The sequence below is a fragment of the Aromatoleum buckelii genome (assembly GCF_012910785.2).
Lineage (GTDB): Bacteria > Pseudomonadota > Gammaproteobacteria > Burkholderiales > Rhodocyclaceae > Aromatoleum > Aromatoleum buckelii.
This window is the reverse complement of the sequence record NZ_WTVH02000009.1, coordinates 864742-885970: the sequence shown is the minus strand read 5'-3', so window position 1 is coordinate 885970 and position 21229 is coordinate 864742. Positions and strand designations below refer to the sequence as shown.

Here is a 21229-nt window from a genome sequence, read left to right as displayed (position 1 = left end):
CGTCGGGCCGGTGAAGATCTCGATATCTATAAGAAAACGCCCGAAACGACGGACAGGCGAAGAGACGGGGAAACCTTTCTACACATGCAGCAGGGCGGAATCTCACGGTGCACAGCTGATATTTGATGATTTGATCGGATCGACGCGGAGGCCTCCTGCATCAAATGATCGATTACCGAGGCGTTCGCTCGAACAAAGCTCGCTTGCCAGCTTCGCGGGATTCCTTATCATTGAATGAAACCAATCGCCCTATCCGGTCGCTGGGCATAAGCTCTTTCAATCGACTCCTGTATGGCCGGCGCGGGCCGGTGGACGGCGATCGCCGGACCGGTCCGCGCAATGTGCAGCGTCGAACTCCCGTGCGTGCAACCGCGCCGGCCCCGATCGAGGAAATCATGGCGAAAAGGCATCCAGAAGGGCCCGAGCCCGATTCACCGGGGCAAACTCACCGAGAGCGACGCGCGACTCCCAAGGGAATTCGGGAACCGGCGTTCCATGACCTTGCCAAGCGCCTGCGTTTCGCGCCCCAGCAAGGCCGCATCTGGCTTGACGACCAACGCATGATGCTGATGCATGTCAGCTCGCTTGGCGCCCTGCGACAGGAGCTGATCGAGAGCCTCGACAAGGAAACGGCGCGCGGGCTGATCACCCGCATCGGCTACCAGGCCGGCACGCGAGACGCGGCGATGGCGCGCAAGGTCCGCGCCGGCCTGAATACCTATGACGACTTCCTGGCCGGCCCGCAACTCGTCTCGCTCGAGGGCATGGTGCATTGCGAGCCGGTCGCGCTCGATATCGACGTCCAGCGCGGCCACTACTTCGGCGACTTCTATCTCGTGGACAGCTCCGAGGCGGAGGCCCACATCGCCGGCTACGGCATCGGCAACGAGCCGGTGTGCTGGATGCTGATCGGCTATGCGTGCGGCTACACCAGCGCGTTCATGGGCCGTCCCATCCTGTGGCGGGAAACCGAATGCCGCGGGATGGGGCACGCGAAATGCCGTGTGGTGGGCAAACCGGTGGAGGAATGGGAAGACGCCCAGGATGACCTGCGCTTCCTGCGGATCGGCGATTTCGTCAAATGGGCGCCACAGGCCGAGGCGCCACTGCCCGCCACGAGCCGCATCGCCGCTCGACTGTCCAGCGCACCGGAGAATAGCTTCGGCGTGGTCGGCATTTCCGCCGGCTTCAACACCGTTTGCCACATGGTCAACAAGGTGGCCCCCACCGACGCTACCGTGCTGTTCCTGGGTGAGAGCGGTGTCGGCAAGGAAGTCTTCGCAAACAACCTGCATCGCCTGAGCAAGCGCGCAGACGGCCCCTACGTCCCGGTGAACTGCGCGTCCATTCCGGAACACCTGATGGAATCGGAGCTATTTGGCGTCGAGCGCGGCGGATTTACGGGCGCTACTACCTCTCGCGCCGGGCGCTTCGAGCGGGCCGACCACGGCACGCTATTTCTCGACGAGATCGCCACGCTGAGCTTCACCGCGCAGGGCAAGCTGCTGCGCGCGCTGCAGCAGGGTGAGATCGAGCGAGTGGGCGATACGCACATCCGCCAGGTGGACGTCAGGGTGGTTGCCGCCACGAACGTGAACCTGCGCGAAGCCGTCAAAGCCGGACAATTTCGCCAGGATCTCTTCTTCCGCCTCAACGTCTTTCCGATCCAGGTGCCACCGCTGCGCGAGCGCCGCGACGACATCCCGCTAATGATGAACTGGTTCCTCCAGCGCATGGCCCGCAAGCACGATAAACAAATCACCGGCTTCCGCGAACGGGCGGTTGATGCGATGTTCGCCTACGACTGGCCGGGCAACGTGCGAGAACTGGAGAACATGATAGAACGCGCGGTCATCCTTGCCGAGGATGGCGGCGCGCTCGACCTGTGCCATCTGTTCACGAGCGGCGAGGAAGTCGATACCACCGCGTTCATGTTGAAGCGCGGCGGCAGCATCGGACGCGTCAGCGAGCCGGGGGGAGCAGAATCGCTGTCGACCGCCGCCCTCGGACACCCAGGACTTGCGGAAACGGAGGTGGCCATGTTGCGGGCCGCCGTGGTGGAGGCTAACGGCAACCTGTCGCACGCCGCCCGAGTACTGGGCATCAGCCGCCCGACGCTGGTGTACAGGCTTCGCAAGTACGACATCATGTCTGAAGCGCGCTGACCGGATGCTCCCGGGCGCGGCGCCCGGGGGGGTTGATCCGCTAGAAGCGCGTGCGGTGTGCCATGACCGCGTTGAACTGTAAATGCCGAACGCGAGCGGTAGCGCGGAATTCGGCGCGATAATTCTGCGGGAGCGACAGGTTCAGGTTCGCGCCAGCACGCAAGAAGCGCATGTGATTTCGCGCACCCCGCTCGACCGGCGTCGTTCCGACCACAATATGGACAAGGCCGATGGTGCCCGTGGTAGAGACCGGGCCTTACGTCGTCACGTCTCGAACCCACCGGCAACAAAATCTTAGCGCGCGCAACATCTGCGCCGCGGAGGTCGGCCAGCGTCTCGATGTGGCCGGCTTGGCGCTCGTTCTCGGCAGCGAGCGATCGCCGGGACGAAGTGCTGTTCGTTATGGTGATTACCCGCGCCCGCCGTGGTGCCCCTGCAGCGCCACCACGGCGAACACCTCACTCCTTTCCGCTGTTTCACCACTTCCTGGGACACCGTCAAGCACAGCCAATTCGGTGGCGAGCCCTCGCCCCGAACTACTAGCTCCCGCGTGTATCGCCACGATGTCGCTGCGTGAGCATGATGAACTCGCGTCCACGGCCAACTTCGCTGCTGACGCACCGCTTTATTCCGCTTTACTCCGGAGTGGCAAAACCGCTTCGCCACTCGTATCGGGGCGAAAAAAACCCGCTATAGCGGTCTTAAGTATTTGATTTATTGGGTAGCAGGCTGGACACCTGCTGGTAGTCCTTCACCGCCGTTTCGACGCCCAGCGCGAGATCAGTATCGGCGATTGACTGCGGCATCCGGCGTGATCGACTGCGGCGTCCGGCGTTAGCTATACCTCCGGAACGGTCATTGAATTTCCTATGCCGGCCGATTTGCATCAGACGCAAGCTATCCGGTCAGCCCGAGAAGGACTTCTGGAGACCCGAGGCAGCAGAGCGACCGGGGTCTTAGGGCCGGCCGACTTCGCCCCCCTACGAGCCGACCTAGTCCGATCCCGCCGCCAAGCCGATGAAGAAGGTCTCGATGTCCTCGTCCGTCGTGCCGGGGATCGCAACGGGAGCAGCGACGGGCTCCAGTCCCTTATCCACGGAGAAATCGGTCCGGAACACCTCAGGATGACCGTCTGCCAGGTCGGACAGGATGCTTCGCCAGCGAGTCAGCGCCGCGCCGTACAACGCCTCCAGCTCGCTTTGCGTGTGCCGCATCTCCTGGCCCCAATGGGGAATACCGCGATGGGCGCGCGAGAGATAGTGCACCTCGGCCCAGAAGCCGCCATACACGTCCTCCAGGCGGGACCGGATGGTGGATACCTCCACCGAGGCCGTGAGGCCGTACTGCTGCATCGCAAGCAGGGCGCTGGCACGCGGGGTGAACCGGATGCCGATATATCCGAAAACCGGCGCGCGGCGAAGCGCAGCATCGATCACGGCGTCGACGAACTGCAGATACCCGGGTGCGGATGCGTCGAAGTGGACCTCCCCGGAGTTGCCTGCCTGGGCGCGGTCGATGCCATAGTCGTGCGCATCGAGCATGTTCTGATCCAGCCCTCCGCTGGCCGGCCCCGCACGCGCGGTGCGCGAGAACTCGCCGGCGATCACCTGTCCCACCGCCCGCGTCACGTCCGCCCGTGCCTCGAGCACCTGATCATGTGCGATTCGATGCAGCACGATGAAGAGGGCTTCGCCGCTCGTTGCACCGAGCGCAAGGTGCTGCTGCGCAATATTCGCGATCTCAGTGTCCAAGTAAAAGTCCAGGCGCTTCTTCTTGGCACTGTGCAGCAGCCAACCGAGAAAATTCATGAATGGATCGATTTCCAGACGGTCCTTCAACGCGTCCACGATCCCTGGCGGGTTCGTCTTGTTTGCCTTGACGGCCGCGACGAGGTCGTCGTCGGGTGGGCGACCGACGAGATGCGGACGCACCGGCTCGCTGCGCTTCCATCGCCTACGCACGAAGCAGCGGTCCGGCTGCGGTAGGCCGATCACGATATTGAGGTGATGCAGCGGCATCAGCGGGCCGCCTCGGAGATCGTCGGCCAGATCGGTGAGTCTCAGATCGGTCAACAACTGCTCGTACACCTTCGGATGTCGGTCGTAATAGGCGGGCACGAAGGGCCATTTCTCGGGCCCGCCCTTGTAGCGGAACCGCCCGTCGTATTCCGCACGCTGCAGGATCGCGGCACGTAACCAGCCGCCGTCGAAGTCGCGGAGCGGGGCGTGGAACACGCCCGTCGGCCCGCCGGCACTCAGCCGACTGCCGGAAAGTTGCGCGCGCATCTCGCTCCAGCGGTGCTCCATGTTCACTTCGACGAGGGAGTACTGCGCGACGACCTCCAGCACCACCGAATAGACGACGCCAGTGCGGCCGACCCCCAGCCGCGCGGCGGAGAAAACTGCATCCTCCGCGATGAAGCGCGCATCTGTGCACCAGTCGGGTATTTGGCCGACCACCGTGGCGTTGGCGAAGGGGCTGTTCGCCGGCGTGATCCACGCTTCGCGTCCGCTCGCCGTGACGAGATGCACGGCTCGGATCCAGTCGACCAGCGGCGGAACCTGGAGGTCGGCTCCGTGCGTACTGGTGGAGATCGCCCCGACGAGCGACTGGCCTCCGCCGTCCCCCATCGTCGGCAGCGACATGCCGCACCGGGCAAGGTCGTCGAGGAGCTGGTGGAGCTTGATGCCGGCTTCGACGTGGACGTAGCGCCGGCCCACACCGAGGGGATGCCCGGAAAGCACGGCATGCAGGAAGTTGCTGCCACCATTTCGCAGCCGGCCGGCCGCCAGCTTCTCTGCGCCATCGGGAAACGGCGCGCTGAGGTGCAGTCCGAGGGCGCCAGTGTCCACCGCGTCCTCCGCCGTGCCCACCTGCGACACCGACCAGTTCGAGCCCAGCGCGCGCAGCGACCGCCCCGTGTTGCGCGCCCGCACGACAGCGGCGACGAGTTCCGAGCGGTTGCGTGGCCGGTAGAGCGAACCGGCCAAAAAGGGGTGGACGAACAACAGGTCCGTGACGGCGGCGTTGGCGTCTTCCGGGACGGTGGGGCTGAAGCAGGGCATAAGGGGCGCGCGCGTCGAAGTCCGGATGGGATCGCGGGCCCGCTCAGGTCCGGAGGATGTCGATGGCGTGCACGAACAACTGCTGCGAGATGCCCAGCCGCACGCGATGGCTGTGGGTGAACGCGCGCTGCGCCATCCCGAGCATCGCGCCCCGGCGCATCCATTCGATGCGGTCCGGCACCGGGGCGGGATGAAGTGCGTGGTCGAAGTAGAGGGCCGCATCGAACTCGACGGGTGAATCCTCCATGTCCGTGACGAAGCTGATCCACGCGCCCTGCCCCGACCCGAACGGATTGCCGACCGAGACGCGCGTGATTTCCCCGTCGTAGGTTCCCGCCGGCAGTGTGGGCCCCTCGATGTTCTGGTCGGGCATGGGTCCCAGCGGACTGGGGTAGGAGACGGTCACGACCGTGAACGGCGGCGCCTCGGCGCCTGCCGGCGGGTCCTGCGTGGCGGCCGTGCCGTCGCCCGTAGCTAAGAAAGGCAGCTTGCCCAGATGCCGCAGTTTCACCGCGCCCAGCGCGGCCACGGCCGCGAGGCTGCTCATCCCGATGACGTTAGGCACAATGACCGGCATATCGGCTTCCTCGCTGACGGCGGTCCGAATCCACTTACTGTCTAAACATAGGAACCGGACGCCGGCAGTTCAAGCGCTGACTAGGGAATCGTTCGGGATGCGTGGCACCGCGGCAAACGAGATTCTTCACCCGTAAGAGCATCGTCTGAGCACGGCGCAATCTGCGAGCCGTTGTTGGCCGCTCCGCGGCAACGCCCTGTGGAACCACGCCCGTAGCTCTTCGCGAGCGGTGCTGTACGGATGAGAAGGCACAGCTTTGGTGAGCCAGAACTGGCAAGGGCTGCTCATCGGCCTCAGCCGGCCAGGACGCGCCGATACAGCGGCAGCAGCAAACCCGCCGCTCAGCGCTTAGACTGGGGTGAGCGCCAGGTCTCCGATTCCTCGTACTGGCGAGTTCGGCCCGCTGTCGTCATCCGTCTCCTCCGAGGTACAACGGTAGGTATCAGAGTGGAGCAATCACCCGCTGCGGCCAGTCACCGACAGTAGGTCAGCCTGAACGGCCGTTCGTTCAAGGTAACTGTAATTGCCGGTATGGATATGTCAGCCGTCCCAGGCCTGGGGCGTCTATGTGCCACCGCCGAATTGACGTCATCGCCACAGGCCACATCAGCTGAACCGTGCACTTGGGCGGACAGCGAAGTGCTGTCCTTATGCGACAGAAGCTGACCTTGCGATTACCACGGACCGCGACTATACCGATCACATCTCCGAACCGCAAAAGCCGTGACTGAGGGCTTGGGAGGTATGGTGCAGCCGAACGCGATCGAGCGAAATACTCTCAAGACCGGCAGTGGGGAGCAGAAGCCCGTGGATCGCGGCTACACCACATCGCCATCGATCACTCTCCTCAAAGGGGGCGGCCTCATCCGCGGCATGGGCGAGAAGTTCCCCCCCAAGTGTGACGTTGAAGCGAGAGTGCACCGATGAAAAAGAATGGACATGGGTGCGGCGTGCGCGGTTTCGTTCCGCTGAGGCGGCTATGAAGACGGAGACGGACGTTGTCGGGTTGCTCGCACGACTTACAGGCTCCCTTCGCGCTGCGCGCGGCACACGTCCGGAAGCACTCGAACGCGCACGCCGCGTGCTCGCCAGCGCATCATTCGAATGGGACTCGGCCGTGTTCTTGCGCGCTCGCAGCGACGAGCTATCGCCAGCGGCCTCGGCAGCACTGAAGCGTATAGCGGCCGAAGTGAGCACGTTGGAGCGGGATGAAGCGCTGCACGTGCGGGTACGGAGTTGGCCGCCAGCGCTGGAGTCCCTCGCACCTCCAACGCAGTTGCTCGCCGAGCACGGAAGGATTGTCGAGTCTCTTGGCCCGTTTGAAACCGATGACTTCGATCTGATCTGGTTCGATCTGTTCTACGACGTCGAGCTCGCCTTGGTCCTGGATGCGGGGAGCGGCGCACCGCTCATTCTGATTCCGCGAACATCCGTTTCCTTGCTGACCGGAACTGCTGAGGTGAGCCATATGGCGCTGGCCCCCGGCACGGTATGGATGCGCGCCCAGGCGCTGCACTCCTCTGCACCCACGAGCGGCTACGCCGGCCTTAGGATTCGTGAAGGCTCGCTTCGCTTCAGCCAACCCGTGCAAGTCATCGGTGGGGCGTTGCGCGCCATGCCTGGAACCATCGTCACGCTGCAGCTATCGCTCGTGAGCGCTCCGTCGCCGCCACCGAGTCCGCACGGGGGCGATGCTCGGGATCTGCGGGTGGACACGCCTGCTGCGGCGACATTCATCTTTCAGGTCGGCGGCGCCGGCCGCCTCTCGTCTGCCGCTACCGGACGCCTAGCCGTGTATACGAGCCGCATTGAGCTCGCGTACGAGAGCGCGAGCGCTGAGTACGATGCTGATCTTCGGCGCCTGTGCTTCGGAGTATCGCCGAGCCCGGCGATGCTGGGGAGCGCGGATCCAGCCTCACAGTTGTTCATGCCGCGCGGCGAGGCGCGAATCGCGCGCGCCTCGTGGGCGCTGCCCGTCGTCGTCGCGCCGACCGGCGATCCCGCCAGCCTCGGCGACGTCTCCGGCAGCGGCGGCTACTTGCTCGGGCTCGATCCTGGCCTGACGGCAAAGTTCGAGCCTTGGGGCATGCGCGCAGACCACATGCTGGTGTTGGCGTCGCTCCTCATCGAATCCGGGCTTCTGTACCTGCGTGCACGCAGCAAAGCGCCCCTTCGCCAAGAACTGCAGCTCTGGCGCGCTGACGCCGCCACCTCGCGGCTCGAGCTCAGCGCGCGCGAAGAGCTGCAGTTCCTGCTTCTTGCACTTGCGGGGCCGAACGGCGGGGAGATGCTTTCTGGCGAGCACCTTCACTGCCGCGCTTACCTGGACCGACCCATCGACGCGAGCGGCGGCAAGCCGCAGTTCCACTCGGATCGCGCCCGCATCGTGCTCACGAGCCGTGCGGATGAGCTGCGCATCCATGTGAGCGCGCTGGCCGACGCCCCGAAGGATCCCGTTACCGGTGCAGCTCAGGTTCGAAGCGACGCTTCCTTCATTCTCAATAACGCGCTCGTGCGCGCATCGCCCGCCGCGCAGCTTACGCTCAGCGGACCGTTAACCGATCGTCAGAGCGTCCGATCCGGCGTGCTGCAGCTGCAGTTGGCTACCCGCTTCGTCCTGCCGACGCTCCCCGATCCGTACGCCGCGAACATCAGCCGCTATGCGCCGCGCCGCGGGCTGCCGTTGAGCGAGCGCTCGGCTGGCGAGCTCATCGCGAGCGTTCGGTGGGCGACGCCGGAGGCGCCGACGCTGGGTTTCGAGTTGCGCCAGACCGAAGCGGCGCTCGCGCGCGTGTTCCTGCCGATCACACCGGCCCCCATCGAGCCGTTCTCACGCATCGACCGACTTGCACTGCTCGAGTCGCACTTCGCACGCACGGGCGGCCAGGGACCGGAGGTTTTCCGCCTGCTCGATGTGTCCTCGCGCGCGGATCTCTTCGGAGTCGGTTTCAATCCGGTGGGACGCGAGCACCGCAGCGGCGCGGCGGCGCTGACGTTGCGCGGCCTCGATCTCGCGGCGCCGGTGCACGACGTCTCGGCGTTCACGCTGCCCGCGTTTCAGTGGGAGCCTGTGTACAACCTCGCCACCCCCGATGCGCTGGCGGGATTCCCGGACAAGCTCGTTTCGCCGACCGACGGTGGCGCGACGCGTATCGCGACCTCGAGCACTTCTGTCGTCGCGCTCGCGCCGATTCCCGTGGTCACCACGATGCTCGAGGAGTACGGGGCCGAGCCCGGCAGCGTGCTTGGCGCGCGCTTCACGTTGCCCTTCGGCATCGTGGCTTCGGCGCGGCTCGAGACGCCGCAACAACCGATGCTCCACGAGTTGCCGCAGTTCACGAGCACGGCGCCTGCATTCACTGCATTGGGCATGAGCGGCGGCCTGCAGGTCACCCTTACGGCGGCTGAACCGTCGCCGCTGCAGCCCGCAGGCTCACCGGGCGCCCTTCCGGGAATGGCGATCCAGACCGACAATGCAGGCGGCTGGAACGTGCTCAAGAGCGCCAGCGTTGATGAGATGTTCAACGACTCGTTCGCGAAGATGACGCCGATGGCGCCAGTCGAGCGCATCGACGTCTCGGGGTACGGCGCGACCACGTTCAGCAACTGGCGGCGCACATCCAGCCAGGCGACCGGGGTCACGCAGGTAAAGTTCGAAGCCATGGTCGGCCGCACTTCAAAGGAAGTCGTCCAGGTGCGGTCGCGGCTATACCCCTGGGCCGCGGTCGTCGTTCGGATCATCACGATGTCGCGCACCGGCAGCGCCGGCGTCTTCCGCCGCGACAGCGGCTGGCAGGCCGCGAGCGACGGCGACTACAACCTCCCAGGCTGCATCGTCCACCGAGGCGTCGCGCCGCGACTGACGAACATCCGGCGCATCCGCGACACGACGAACGTTTATGAGCGCATGTACGGGGGCGAGCTCGTGAAGCTCGTCGGCGTGCTCTTCGATGCGGACGTCGAGGTCGAAAGCGTCACGCTCGGCGCCAACGGCGAAGGCCGGGTCCCTGCGCGCGACATTGTCGGCTACGTCCAGGTGTCGCCCACTGACTCAAAGGGCAACCTGAAGCCGCTCACGGCCGAACAGCTTTCGGACCTCCTGCAACACACGGGCGCCATCGGGGGTCCACTCGACTGCGAGTTGAACATCGCGCAGTCCGGGATACACATGCGCCTGTCGCGACTCGAGGTGGACCGCACCGAGACGCTGGCCGGCGGCGCGCAGTTCGCAGCCGTCGTGCGCGGCGCCGCGGAGCTGCCGCTCGCAGGCCAATGGACGTTCGTGTATCGGCCGCACGATCAACAGGACTTCGGTCCGCTAGAGCCCACACGCCCCATTCCCTTGATCCGCGCGAACGCGGTCGCCGGCGCCCCCTCGCCCTGTCGTTTCGCCGATGCAAGCGAGCTGCACCGCCTCACGCAGCCGAAGTCCGAATACGCGGTGCTCTGGTCCGGCGACGCGCAACGCCTGCTCGCGCCGCAGCCGCAACTCAAGTTCTCGGAACCGATCCTGCATGCAGGCTCCGCGCTCTTGTTCGCCGACATGTACGCACTTGCGGCGGGCGGCGTAGCGATATTCCCTCGCAGCGATCTTGCGAATCCGCTGCCTGTGGGCACAACGCTGAGGCTCACCGGGCGACGACGCGTGCGCCTGGAGATCCCACAGCAACCAAGCCTCGCTGCCGGCCAGTTCCGGCTCCCGGCGGCAGAGCGCACGATGTCCCAGAGCGCGGCGTTCCGGTTCCGCTCGCGCCTGCATCCGGACTCGACCGCGCACCTCACGATCGATTCGGACCAGACGCCGAACTGGTCGTGCACGATCGGCCCGGTCTCATCGCTGGCCGACATCGCAGGGCTGAATGAGTTGCTGCAGGTGCGGGGCGAGCTGACGAGCAGCGCTGCAAGCGCACCGCAGCTCGCCAACCCGAGGATGATCTTCGGCGGGCCGCTCGCGCCCGTGCAGAAAGTGCTTCACTTCCTGTCGGGGTTCGGCCTGGGCTTCCCGTTCGACATTTCGATCACGAACGTGAAATACGGCTTCAAGAGCGGCTGGAAGTACGTCTTTCCGAAGTACGGCCTTGAGAAGCTGGCCGCCGATCTGGGCAAGCTGCCGGAGATCGAGCTGAAGGGGCGCTGGGGTATCGAAAGCGAGGTCGCGAAGGACATCAACAAGATCGTCGCCGAGCATTCGATCATCAGCACCAAAGGCACGAGCAAGGCCGCTCTGCGCGGCTGGCATTTCAACCTTGAGGCGGAAGCCAAATGCCATTGCAACGTCCTCTCACTTGTGGGCATTCTTAAAGGGAATGCCGACGGCGTCTACAAGTTCGAGTTGAGCGGCGAAGAGGACGGGACCACCCGGCTGTCTTATCTGTTCGGCGTAGGCTGGTCGGGCGATGCCGACGTCGTCGGGATAGATTTCTCTGGAGAGCACAGTTACGGGATTGTTTTTCGACACTTTATCGGAAAGGAGCAACTTGAACTCGGCGGCGCAAGCGAATGGGGGGTGGAAGCGACTTTCGGCAAGGGGTTAGCGGCGGCAAAGGTCTCTTTCGAGTTGATCGCGCTCGTCGAACGCACTGAGGACATTCACTTCAAGGGCGAAGGCACACTGGCCATCGACCTGACGGTCGGCTGGGTCCTCAGCAAGGAATATGAAGTCGAGTTCACCGTCGATGAAGTATTGGAAGCCGTCGAGTTCGCCGCGGACAAGGTTCTGCCGTAGCGAAAGGAGCGCGCCGCATGGCCATCACTAATGTGCGTCTTCGAGTTCTCTGCTTTCCCCAGAGCTGGGACGGACAGGAGCTCTCAGTGCGGGTCCTGGTGGCGCCGTTCGGCAATCCGCTGCTGCCGTTGGAGGTTGGGTTGAAGCCCTTTGCGCAGGCCAATCTGTCGCTCTCGGCGCAGTTGTCCTCGGCTATCGACAAGCTACCCGATCCGGCGACTATCGCTGAGCGCCTCACGCTCGACGCCGCGACGCCAGCCAATCTGCAGGGGACCTATACGGCGCTCGCCGCGGATCTGCAGATCGATCCCTCTGCGCCCGCGCCCTACAAGCCGCCCACGAAGACACAGTTCCTGAAGATGCTGATGCCCAGCTATCTGAAGGCGGCAGGCGTCAGCGCACCGCGCACCGAGTTCGCGGTCACCGACAACAGATATGTATGCGCGCTGATCGACGGTCCGCGCCCGAAGCGCACACCGACGCCGAAGACGCCGCCGAGGTGGGACAGCGTGCTTGCCATGGCGCTGCGCCAGCCGCTTCTCGCCGAGGCGCTGGGACTCATCTATGCCGCCCGCGTGCGCCCCGCCGATCCATTGCTGTTCTCGGAGGGCGGCTGGCTCTATGTGACGCTCGGCCAGCAAAGCGACTACTTCGCCGAGTTCGCGATACCCGACTTCGCGTTGATCTACGCAGCGCGCATCCCGCGGCTCACGCCAGGCGTCTCGGCCCCTCTGTTCGCACCTGTTCTGTTCCCTGTGTCAACCACGTCGCCCGCCGGCTCATATGACGAGCTCCTCCAGGAGACCGAGCACTATGCAGACGGCTTCGCGCGCCTGGTCCACGCGTACCAACCGGAGCGCACCGACTATCTCAATCTCTCGCGCTTGGACGCGCGACGGCCGCGGCCGCATCATGAGACCGGACTGAAGCTGGGATGGGATGATGAACAGATCGTGATCTGGCTCAACCGGCAGATCACCGACGATCCGCGCAACGGAAAACCCGACGCGCGCAACACGCCGCTCGGAGTTCAGGGCTTTCGCGTCGACGTTCGGGCGGATGAGAACGCACCGTGGCATTCACTTGTGCGCATGCAAGGACCCATTCGCGTCGGCGCTTCGATGATTGGCGACTTCGACGGCGAGATGGCGATCGAGCTCGCGCCATCGCAACTGCAAGGCGAGCGCGACGGCGACTACTGGCTGCCGCCCTACTACGCGCAGTGGACCGGCGCCTCGCTCGTCGCCGCAGACGCCCTTGCCCGCGAGATTTCCGGCTTCCCGCCGCTCGACCGCGTGCTGAAGCCCGTCGACGAGCGTGCGGTGCCGCTGCGCTACGGCTCGACCTATCAGTTCCGCGTGCGGCTGATGGACTTGAGCGGCGGCGGCCCATCACCGCAGACCCCGGACACTCCGGCCGGCTGCATTGGCGTCAGCCGCTTCCGCCGCTACCTGCCGCCCGGTTCGGTGAAGATCGCGGAGCCTATCGAACTGCCGGATGGATCGCTGCGGCTTTCCATCAAGCGACCGACACTTGGTTATCCCGCCCTCACCTACACTCAGCAGGCAAACGCGACGCAAGCACTGCTGGCAGATATGGCTGCGGCACGCGCAGACGGTCGGCCCCCCTGTGGCCCGGATCCAGATGTGCAACGCCTGCGCATCGACGTCCGCGTCGCAAGCCTCGAAGCGGATTCGAAGAACGACGCCGAACCCACGCCGCAGCAGCGGCTGTACACCGCATTTCGCGACTTCGATCCGAATATCGCCGAGCCGCTGGAGTTGCGTGTCGAGTTCTACGACTCGATCGATCTTGAGGACTTTCCCGCGCCTGCGGACGCCGGATCGCTTGTTCTTCCGAGCGCACGCACCGTGCACGTCAGCTTCATGGCGCTCGCACGCCGCGATCCCGCGATGCCGGCCGCGACGGCCGATCCAATCGCCGCGGAGATGCTGGACATCGATGCACTTCCGGATGAGGAGCCCTCGCTGCACTACTACGGCAGTCACGTCGCACGCGTCGGCGCCTCGCACACCGTGACGCTGCGCCGCGAAGCCCTCGATGAGCGCGAGTTGTGGGCAGAAGCTGCGGCTGCGCCCTTCCAGGGCCTCTTTCTACAGCCCTCGCCCGTCCACGACGCACAGCTCACGCATACGAATGCCGCAGTCGGATCGCAGGAGCAGGCGCCTGAATCAGCGATGCAACGACTCGCTCGCAGGCTCCGACTGCAGCAGCGCGATCTCACGCTGCGCGCCCCCGTCGGACGGCGAGTCGTGTTCGGCGCCTCTGATGCGGTCCGCCATGTGCTCTCGCCCGACCACTCGACGATCACGTTCGCGAACGAAACCGAGATCACAGCGCAGTGGCTCATCGCGGTTCCGCTGCGACTCGCGCGCGATTGGACCTGGGACGGACTTACCGACGAAGGCGTGGCGATCTTTCGGCACGTGAATGGCGCGGCCGATGAGCTTGCCGGCTACGTCTCGCCGCGACGCACACTCAGCGGCAGCGCCGTGCAACGCGGCGTCCCGCTCGAGCGCGCATCGACTGATCTGGTGTTCTTCGACGCGATCGATCCGAAGCCCGACCCGGGCAGGTTTCCTACGGAGCTTGAGGTGAGCTATCGCGCGGTTCCCCGCTTTCGCGTCGCGCCGGCGCAGGTGCCCGCGGACTGGAGCGAGGCGCTGCGCCTGCCGATGGCCGCAGCGCCAACGCAGGTTCCGCGCATCGCATCGGCAGGCATTGCGCTTTCCGGCTATGTGCGCGATCAACTCTACTCGCAGACCGCGGTTCGCCAGCGTGCGTTGTGGATCGAGTTCGCAGAACCGGTTACGAATCCGCATGATGCGTACTTCGCACGCGTGACCATGCACGCAGCCGACCCGATGCTCACAGCAGGCGAGCCTGCGCCGCCGCCGGGGCCGCTGGAGCCGCCGCTCGACATCGACCCGGAACCGATCCGTGCGATCGTCGCCGGCCAGCCGGAGGATTCATCCGGTCTCAGCGCGATGCAGCGTCTGATTCCGGCCGATGGCGACGGTCCGATCCGCCACTTTCTGCTGCCCTTGCCGCCGGCGCTCTCCGAAGTCTCGCCAGAGCTCTTCGGCTTCTTCACCTACGAGTTGCGGGTGGGCCACGCGCAGGGTTGGTCGACAGCGCAGGCGCGTTTCGGTCTGGCTCAACGGCTCACGGGCGTGCAACATCCGGCGCCGACGCTCAAGTGCAGTCTCGCGCGCACTAGGGAGCACATCTGCGTCAGCGCGCCGTTCGCGACGCCCGTCACGGGAGGCCGATGGGTTGGCAAAGAACCGCCGGCCTCGCAGCTATGGGCGCTGCTCTATGCGCAAGCGCAACTCGCGGACGGCAGCGACTGGCGCAACATTCTCATTGGACGCACGCAGCTGCAGTTCCCGGAGAATGCGCATCGCCGTCGGGCAGGCTTCGAGCCGCACGGGGTCGGCTACTGGGATCACTACGAAATCGAGAATTGGCTGGAGGTGCTTGGGCTGCCGGCCAACGCTCCGTTGAGTGCGCTCGCCATCGAGCTGCTTCCCGAGCCGGACGCCGTCTTCGTCGATCCGCTGGGGAAGGATCTCGGACAGGTGCGTGTGCTGCGCACTTCGCCTCTGACGCCCGTTCCAGCGATCTGTCTCGATACCGAGCCCTCCTGATCCTACACCCCACAGCCGCACTGTGAGGTGGGTCGGCAAGCGTGGAGTCCAACGGTTTAAGCGTATCTGTCCGGTAATCCCCAGGCAGGTCAAGTCGCCAGCGCCCTTGATTCGCGCGCTGTGGGTCGAGACCCCCCGAGGCGTGGCTTGAATCGCCCCGGGTTTCGCGGAGGCTCCAACTCTTGAGAAGATGGAGCCATGAAGAAATCAGCGAAGTTCTCCCCCGAGGTGATCGAGCGCGCGGTGCGTCTGGTGTTCGAGGCCAAGGATCAGTACGAATCCCAGTGGGCGGCGATCGTGTCGATCGCGGCAAAGATTGGCTGCACGTCGGAAACATTGCGCCGATGGGTTCGGCAGCATGAGCGCGACACGGGCCAGCGCGAGGGGCTCACGAGCGCCGAGCAGCAACGCATCAGGGAGCTCGAGCGCGAGGTGCGCGAGCTCAAGAAGGCCAACGAGATCCTGCGCCTGGCCAGCGCGTATTTCGCGCAGGCGGAGCTCGACCGCCGCAACAAGTGATGAACGGATTCATCGACACGCACCGCGAGCGCTTCGGGGTCGAGCCGATCTGCAAGGTGCTGCAGGTCGCCCCGTCGGCCTATCGGCGCGCCGTGGCACGCCGGCGTGATCCGGCTTTGCGCTGTGCCCGAGCCCGCCGCGACGAGGTGCTGGAAGGTCACATCGAGCGGGTGTGGCAGGCGAATCTGCAGGTGTATGGCACGCGTAAAGTGTGGCGGCAGTTGCAGCGCGAAGGCCTCGAGGTCGCCCGCTGCACCGTCGAGCGACTGATGCGGGCCCAAGGGCTGCGCGGCGCGATGCGTGGCAAGGCGGTTCGGACCACCCGGCCCGATCCTGCTGCACCTTGTCCGCTCGATCGCGTCAATCGGCAGTTCGCCGCCGAGCGGCCAAACCAGCTCTGGGTCTCCGATTTCACCTATGTCTCGACTTGGCAGGGTTTCGTGTACGTGGCCTTCGTCATCGACGTCTTCGCCCGCTACATCGTGGGCTGGCGGGTGAGCCGATCCATGCACACGGAATTCGTTCTCGACGCGTTGGAACAGGCCTTGTGGGCGCGACAACCCGAACGCAACGCCTTGATTCACCATAGCGATCGCGGCTCGCAGTACGTCTCGATCCGCTACAGCGAGCGGCTGGCAGAAGCAGGCATCGAGCCGTCGGTCGGCAGCCGGGGCGACAGCTACGATAACGCCCTGGCCGAGACGATCAACGGGCTGTACAAGGCCGAAGTCATCCACCGGCGTGGCCCGTGGAAAAGCGTCGAAGCGGTCGAGCTGGCCACCCTCGAATGGGTCTCATGGTTCAACCACCACCGCCTGCTTGAGTCGATCGGGTACATTCCCCCAGCCGAAGCCGAGGCAAACTATTACCGCAACCTGAGCGAGCAGGCGGTCGTCGCCTGACTCAAACAAAACCGCCTCCGCGAAACCCGGGGCGATTCAGTTATCTGAACATGGCTCTGTTGGCTGAACAGAAGAGGAGTTGATGAGACGGGCCGCCTGACGATCGGGCGACGTGAGGGCCGGCACTACGGGCTTCGCCCTTCGTGCCGGCCCTCACGAATCGGAATCAGCCGATCATCTTGACGCACACAACTTCCATTTCTGAAGGTGCAGTAGAAGCGCACCAGCTTCGGGGGCAAGCCTTCGCACCGAACTACCCGCTCCCGCGTATCGCCACGCTGTCGCTTCGCCAGCATGATGAACTCGCGTCCACGGCCAACTTGGCCGTGGACGTACTGCTTTATTCCGCGTTACTCCGGAGTGGCAAAATGGCCTTGCCACTCACGCCGAAGTAATAAAAAAACCCGCCGTAGCGGGTTAAGCCATTGATTCTATTGGAGGCGCGAACCGGAATCGAACCGATGTACACGGCTTTGCAGGCCGCTGCATAACCACTCTGCCATCGCGCCAGCTTGCTGACCTGCCTTCCCGATGCGCCTTCACCGGGCGGAAAATCCGAATGGAATTTCCTGGAAATTCTGGAGCGGGAAACGAGTCTCGAACTCGCGACCTCAACCTTGGCAAGGTTGCGCTCTACCAACTGAGCTATTCCCGCTGAAAGATCGCCATTATAGGTTCGTATTTATGCCTGTCAACCGCTTTTGTTTCGAATATCCCGGTCGTATCGGGCGAGCTGCGGCATCGCTCGGTGTAGGTAATACCCCATCGACCACAACGTCAGGGCTGCCGCAATATAAATCAGGACGTTACCGATCGCGCGCAGGTCCAGCGACAGCAGCGGGGCATTGTAGAGCAGCAGTGGAATGGCCGTCATTTGCGCTGCGGTTTTCAACTTGCCGACAAAAGCGACCGCAACCCCGGTCGACTGGCCGACCCGCGCCATCCATTCGCGCAGCGCCGAAATCGTGATCTCCCGCCCGATGATGACGACAGCGATGATGGAATCGACGCGCGCGAGCTGCACGAGCAGGATCAGCGCCGCCGCGACCATCAGCTTGTCCGCGACCGGGTCGAGAAATGCGCCGAAGGCCGAAGTCTGGTTGAGTGCGCGGGCGAGATAACCGTCGAACCAGTCGGTCGCGGCCGCGATGATAAAAATGATCGTTGCGGCGAAGTTTTTCTCTTCGGCGTCGAGCCAGCTGTCGGGAAGATAAAACACGCCGACGAACAGCGGGATCAGCGCAATGCGCGCCCAGGTCAGCGAATTTGGAACATTGAATAGCATTGAATGAGGCCTTTCGGGCCGATGCGAGCGCGTCAATGCAGCGCATTGTATATCGCTTCCGCAGTCTTTCGGCTGACCCCGCCGACGCGGCACAGGTCCTCGACGGTGGCGGCGCGCACGCCGTCGAGTCCGCCGAAGCTCGCAAGCAGGTTGCGCCGGCGCGTCGGACCGATGCCCGGAATGTCCTCGAGTCGTGACCCGATACGCGCTTTCGCCCGCTTGGCGCGGTGACCCGTAATGGCGAAACGGTGGGCCTCGTCGCGGATTTCCTGGATCAGGTGCAGTGCCGGATGGTCGATCGCGAGGTTCTGCATGCGGCCATCCGGGAAAACCAGCGTCTCCAGGCCGGGCTTGCGCTCTTCGCCTTTCGCCACCCCGACCGTCGCAATCGACTCCAGCCCGACGTCAGCCAGCACCGAACGTGCCGAACTGACTTGCCCCTTGCCGCCGTCGATCAGTATCAGGTCGGGGCACACCCCCTCCCCGGCTGCGACCTTGCCGTAGCGGCGCTCGAGGACCTGGCGCATCGCGGCGAAGTCGTCGCCGGGCGTGATTCCGGTGATGTTGTAGCGGCGGTATTCGGAGTTCTTCATCGCTCCGTCGACGCAGACGACGCATGACGCGACGGTCGCTTCGCCCATCGTGTGGCTGATGTCGAAGCACTCGATTCGCCACGGCGCCTCCGCCAGGTCGAGCGTCTCGCGCAGCGCTTCGAGGCGCATTTCGGCCCGGCCGGTGTCCCGCGCGCGGGCGACGATCGCGAGGCGCGCGTTGTTCTCCGCCATCCCCATCCACGCTTTTTCAGCCTCCAGACGCGGCGCGAGCAACGCGCAGGGCTTGTCGCGGATCTCGTCCATCAGCACCCTGACCGGGGCGAGCGGCACATTCACGAGGAGTTTCGCCGGCAGCTCGTGTTCGCGGTAGTGCTGCTCGATGAACGCCAGCGCAGCGTCGAGCGTGCCGATCCCGGCCGTCGCACTCGGGAATTGCGGGCGGTCGCCGAGATGCCTCCCGCCGCGCACCATCGCGATGTTCACGCAGGTCACGCCGCCCTCCTCGACCGCAGCGATAATGTCCACATCCTCGTTCTTGCGGCTGTCGACGAACTGGCGCGCGAGCACCGCCTGCAGCACGCGCACCTGGTCACGGCACGCGGCGGCCTCCTCGAACGCCAGACGCTCGGCTGCCGCGTGCATGCGGGCCGTGAGGTCGTCGATGACTTCCGAGGCTCGACCTTCGAGGAAACGCGCCGCGAGCCTAACGTCGGCGGCGTAGGCGTCCTTGTCGATCAGGCCGACGCACGGCGCGGTACAGCGCTTGATCTGGTGCAGCAGGCAGGGGCGCGAGCGGTTCTGGAACACCGGGTTTTCGCAGGTGCGCAGGCGGAACGTCTTCTGCAGCAGGTGGATGCTTTCGCGTACCGCCCACACGTTCGGAAACGGGCCGAAATAGCGGGCGCCTTTGGTGAACGCGCCACGGTGGTAGGCGAGACGCGGGAATTCGTCGCCGGACAGCTCGATGTACGGATAGGTTTTGTCGTCGCGAAACAAGATGTTGTAACGCGGCGCGAGACTCTTGATGAGGTTGTTCTCGAGCAGCAGCGCTTCGGCTTCGGAGCGCGTCGGCGTGATGTCGACACGCAAGATCTGCGCGACCATCATCGCGATCCGCGGGCTCGGCTGGGTGCGCTGGAAATAGCTCGACACGCGGCGCTTGAGATTCTTCGCCTTGCCGACGTAGAGCACCCGCTCGTCGGCGCCGATCATGCGATAGACACCCGGTTCCTCGGGCACCGTCCTGAGGAAGGTCCGCGCATCGAACGGAGTGCCGGGAGCAGCCATCGTGAAGACCCCCGCTAGCGCGATCTAGGCCGCGTCCTCGACGAGGCCGGCGACGACGTCACGCGCTTGCCGATAGACGGGGTGCAGCTCCAGTGCGAACGGATCGGCAGCTTGCGGCCGCGAGCGCAACGCGTCGATGCGTGCCCGGCTCTCCGGGGCGATGTCGGGCGCCCACCGGTCGAGCAGGTCGACCGCGAGGTCGGGGCGGTTGCACACCAGCACCATGTCGCACCCAGCGCCGAACGCGGCGCGCGCGCGGGCAACGATGTCGCCGACGACGGTCGCGCCTTCCATCGTCAGGTCGTCGCTGAAGATCACGCCGCCGAAGCCGACGCGCTCGCGCAGGATGTCCTGCAGCCAGAAGCCCGAGAACCCGGCCGGATTCGGATCGACACGGGGGTAGATGACGTGCGCGGGCATCACGCCGGCCAGCTGGCGCCCGAGTCGGTGGCGGTAGGGGCCGATGTCCTCGGCCCAGATCGCCTCGAACTCGCGTTCATCGACCGGGATCTCGACGTGCGAATCCGCTTCGGCATAGCCGTGGCCCGGAAAATGCTTGCCGACGCACCCCATGCCGGCCTCCGCCATGCCCGACACCAGCGACTGCGCGAGCGCCGCGACGACGAGCGGATCGCGGTGGAAAGCCCGGTCGCCGACGACGCGGCTGCAACCGTAGTCGAGATCGAGCACCGGCGTGAAGCTGAGGTCGACGCCGTGCGCGAGGAGCTCGGCGGCGAGTACATAGCCTGCGCAGCGCGCCGATTCGAGCGCGGCGACATGGTCGCGCTCCCACAGGCGTCCCAGGCAGCGCATCGACGGAATACGCGTGAAGCCGCCGGTGCGAAAACGCTGCACCCGACCGCCTTCGTGATCGACGGCGATGATCAGCGCCGGGCTACGTAGCGCGTGAATCTCGGCAGTCAGCGCCAGCAACTGCTCCGAGTCGCGGAAGTTGCGGGCGAACAGGATCACGCCGCCGACCAGCGGGTCGAGCAGCCGCTCGCGCTCTTCGTCGGTCAGCGCGAGGCCTGCGACATCGAGCATCACCGGCCCGAGCGGCCGGACAGTGGCGGGCAAATCGGATTGGAAAGTCATCGTTTCTCGATCAGGGCGAAGGCGACAACGTAGTCCACTTCGTCGGTGAGGCTCAAATGTGCATTAAGGCCGCGCTCGGCCAGAAAGCCCGCCAGCGCCGTGTCGTAGCAATACAGCGGCTTGCCGAGCTCGTCGTGGCCGACCGTTACCGCGTGCAGCGTTGCCGGAACCGCGACGCCAGTTCCGAGGGCCTTGCCGAAGGCTTCCTTCGCAGCAAAACGCTTCGCGAGGAAACGTGCGGGATCGCGGCTCGCCGCAAAACCGTCGTGCTCGGACGCGGCAAGAATCCGCGCGGCGAAGCGCGCCCCATGGCGGTCGAGGGAGCGCTGCATGCGTTCGACCTGCACGATGTCGGTGCCGATGCCGTGGATCATGCGCCCCCGC

Annotated in this window: 10 protein-coding genes, 2 tRNA genes and 1 other annotated feature; of the genes, 4 read left to right on the top strand and 8 right to left on the bottom strand. The window is 65.1% G+C overall.

The window, feature by feature from the left end:
• Window positions 1-230: 230 nt before the first annotated feature.
• Window positions 231-2165 carry a sigma-54-dependent Fis family transcriptional regulator gene (locus GO608_RS10270; protein ID WP_247003002.1) on the top strand — a complete coding sequence of 645 codons (1935 nt, stop codon included), beginning with the start codon at window positions 231-233 and terminating at the stop codon, window positions 2163-2165.
• Between the two features lie 992 nt (window positions 2166-3157).
• Here GO608_RS10270 and GO608_RS10265 read toward each other — a convergent pair.
• Entirely contained in the window at window positions 3158-5230 is a 2073-nt protein-coding gene (locus GO608_RS10265; protein ID WP_169199194.1) for an FAD-binding protein, read from the bottom strand.
• A 43-nt stretch (window positions 5231-5273) separates the two neighbouring features.
• Window positions 5274-5807: a PASTA domain-containing protein gene (locus GO608_RS10260; protein ID WP_169199193.1), complete on the bottom strand. Its 534-nt coding sequence runs from the start codon at window positions 5805-5807 to the stop codon at window positions 5274-5276.
• Between the two features lie 979 nt (window positions 5808-6786).
• On the opposite strand from GO608_RS10260, the gene GO608_RS10255 reads away from it, so the two are divergent.
• The 3 genes from GO608_RS10255 to GO608_RS10245 all read left to right on the top strand — a co-directional run bounded on the left by GO608_RS10255 (window position 6787) and on the right by GO608_RS10245 (window position 16624).
• Window positions 6787-11532 (top strand): hypothetical protein, encoded by a 4746-nt coding sequence (locus tag GO608_RS10255; RefSeq protein WP_247003000.1) that lies wholly within the window; start codon window positions 6787-6789, stop codon window positions 11530-11532.
• Between the two features lie 17 nt (window positions 11533-11549).
• Entirely contained in the window at window positions 11550-15203 is a 3654-nt protein-coding gene (locus GO608_RS10250) for a hypothetical protein (RefSeq protein WP_169199191.1), read from the top strand.
• Window positions 15204-15401: 198 nt separating this feature from the next.
• A protein-coding gene (locus GO608_RS10245) for an IS3 family transposase (protein ID WP_169200665.1) occupies window positions 15402-16624 on the top strand; the annotation gives its coding sequence in 2 pieces (ribosomal slippage) (window positions 15402-15684 and window positions 15684-16624; 1224 coding nt in all).
• Window positions 15680-15796 (top strand) — a sequence feature (AL1L pseudoknot). It overlaps the preceding gene by 117 nt.
• Before the next feature lie 435 nt (window positions 16625-17059).
• Here the strand turns inward: GO608_RS10245 and GO608_RS10240 are convergent.
• From GO608_RS10240 to acpS, 6 genes are all read right to left on the bottom strand, one after another.
• Window positions 17060-17133, bottom strand: a tRNA-Cys gene (locus tag GO608_RS10240).
• Window positions 17134-17203: 70 nt separating this feature from the next.
• Window positions 17204-17279, bottom strand: a tRNA-Gly gene (locus tag GO608_RS10235).
• Window positions 17280-17315: 36 nt separating this feature from the next.
• Window positions 17316-17909: a CDP-diacylglycerol--glycerol-3-phosphate 3-phosphatidyltransferase gene (pgsA, locus tag GO608_RS10230; protein WP_169199484.1), complete on the bottom strand. Its 594-nt coding sequence runs from the start codon at window positions 17907-17909 to the stop codon at window positions 17316-17318.
• Window positions 17910-17941: 32 nt separating this feature from the next.
• Entirely contained in the window at window positions 17942-19750 is a 1809-nt protein-coding gene (uvrC, locus tag GO608_RS10225) for an excinuclease ABC subunit UvrC (RefSeq protein ID WP_169199485.1), read from the bottom strand.
• 24 nt (window positions 19751-19774) lie between these two features.
• Complete coding sequence (gene nagZ / locus GO608_RS10220; protein WP_169199486.1) at window positions 19775-20845, bottom strand: beta-N-acetylhexosaminidase; 1071 nt, start codon at window positions 20843-20845, stop codon at window positions 19775-19777.
• Window positions 20842-21219, bottom strand: coding sequence for a holo-ACP synthase (gene acpS / locus GO608_RS10215; protein WP_169199487.1), 378 nt, complete (start codon window positions 21217-21219; stop codon window positions 20842-20844). Before acpS ends, nagZ begins: the two co-directional genes overlap by 4 nt.
• Window positions 21220-21229 lie beyond the last annotated feature (10 nt).

Coding starts and splice junctions, on each gene's coding strand:
- GO608_RS10265 (WP_169199194.1), bottom strand. CDS start 5,230: ATGCCCTGCTTCAGCCCCACCGTCCCGGAAGACGCCAACGCCGCCGTC.
- GO608_RS10260 (WP_169199193.1), bottom strand. CDS start 5,807: ATGCCGGTCATTGTGCCTAACGTCATCGGGATGAGCAGCCTCGCGGCC.
- GO608_RS10255 (WP_247003000.1), top strand. CDS start 6,787: ATGAAGACGGAGACGGACGTTGTCGGGTTGCTCGCACGACTTACAGGC.
- GO608_RS10250 (WP_169199191.1), top strand. CDS start 11,550: ATGGCCATCACTAATGTGCGTCTTCGAGTTCTCTGCTTTCCCCAGAGC.
- pgsA (WP_169199484.1), bottom strand. CDS start 17,909: ATGCTATTCAATGTTCCAAATTCGCTGACCTGGGCGCGCATTGCGCTG.
- uvrC (WP_169199485.1), bottom strand. CDS start 19,750: ATGGCTGCTCCCGGCACTCCGTTCGATGCGCGGACCTTCCTCAGGACG.
- nagZ (WP_169199486.1), bottom strand. CDS start 20,845: ATGACTTTCCAATCCGATTTGCCCGCCACTGTCCGGCCGCTCGGGCCG.
- acpS (WP_169199487.1), bottom strand. CDS start 21,219: ATGATCCACGGCATCGGCACCGACATCGTGCAGGTCGAACGCATGCAG.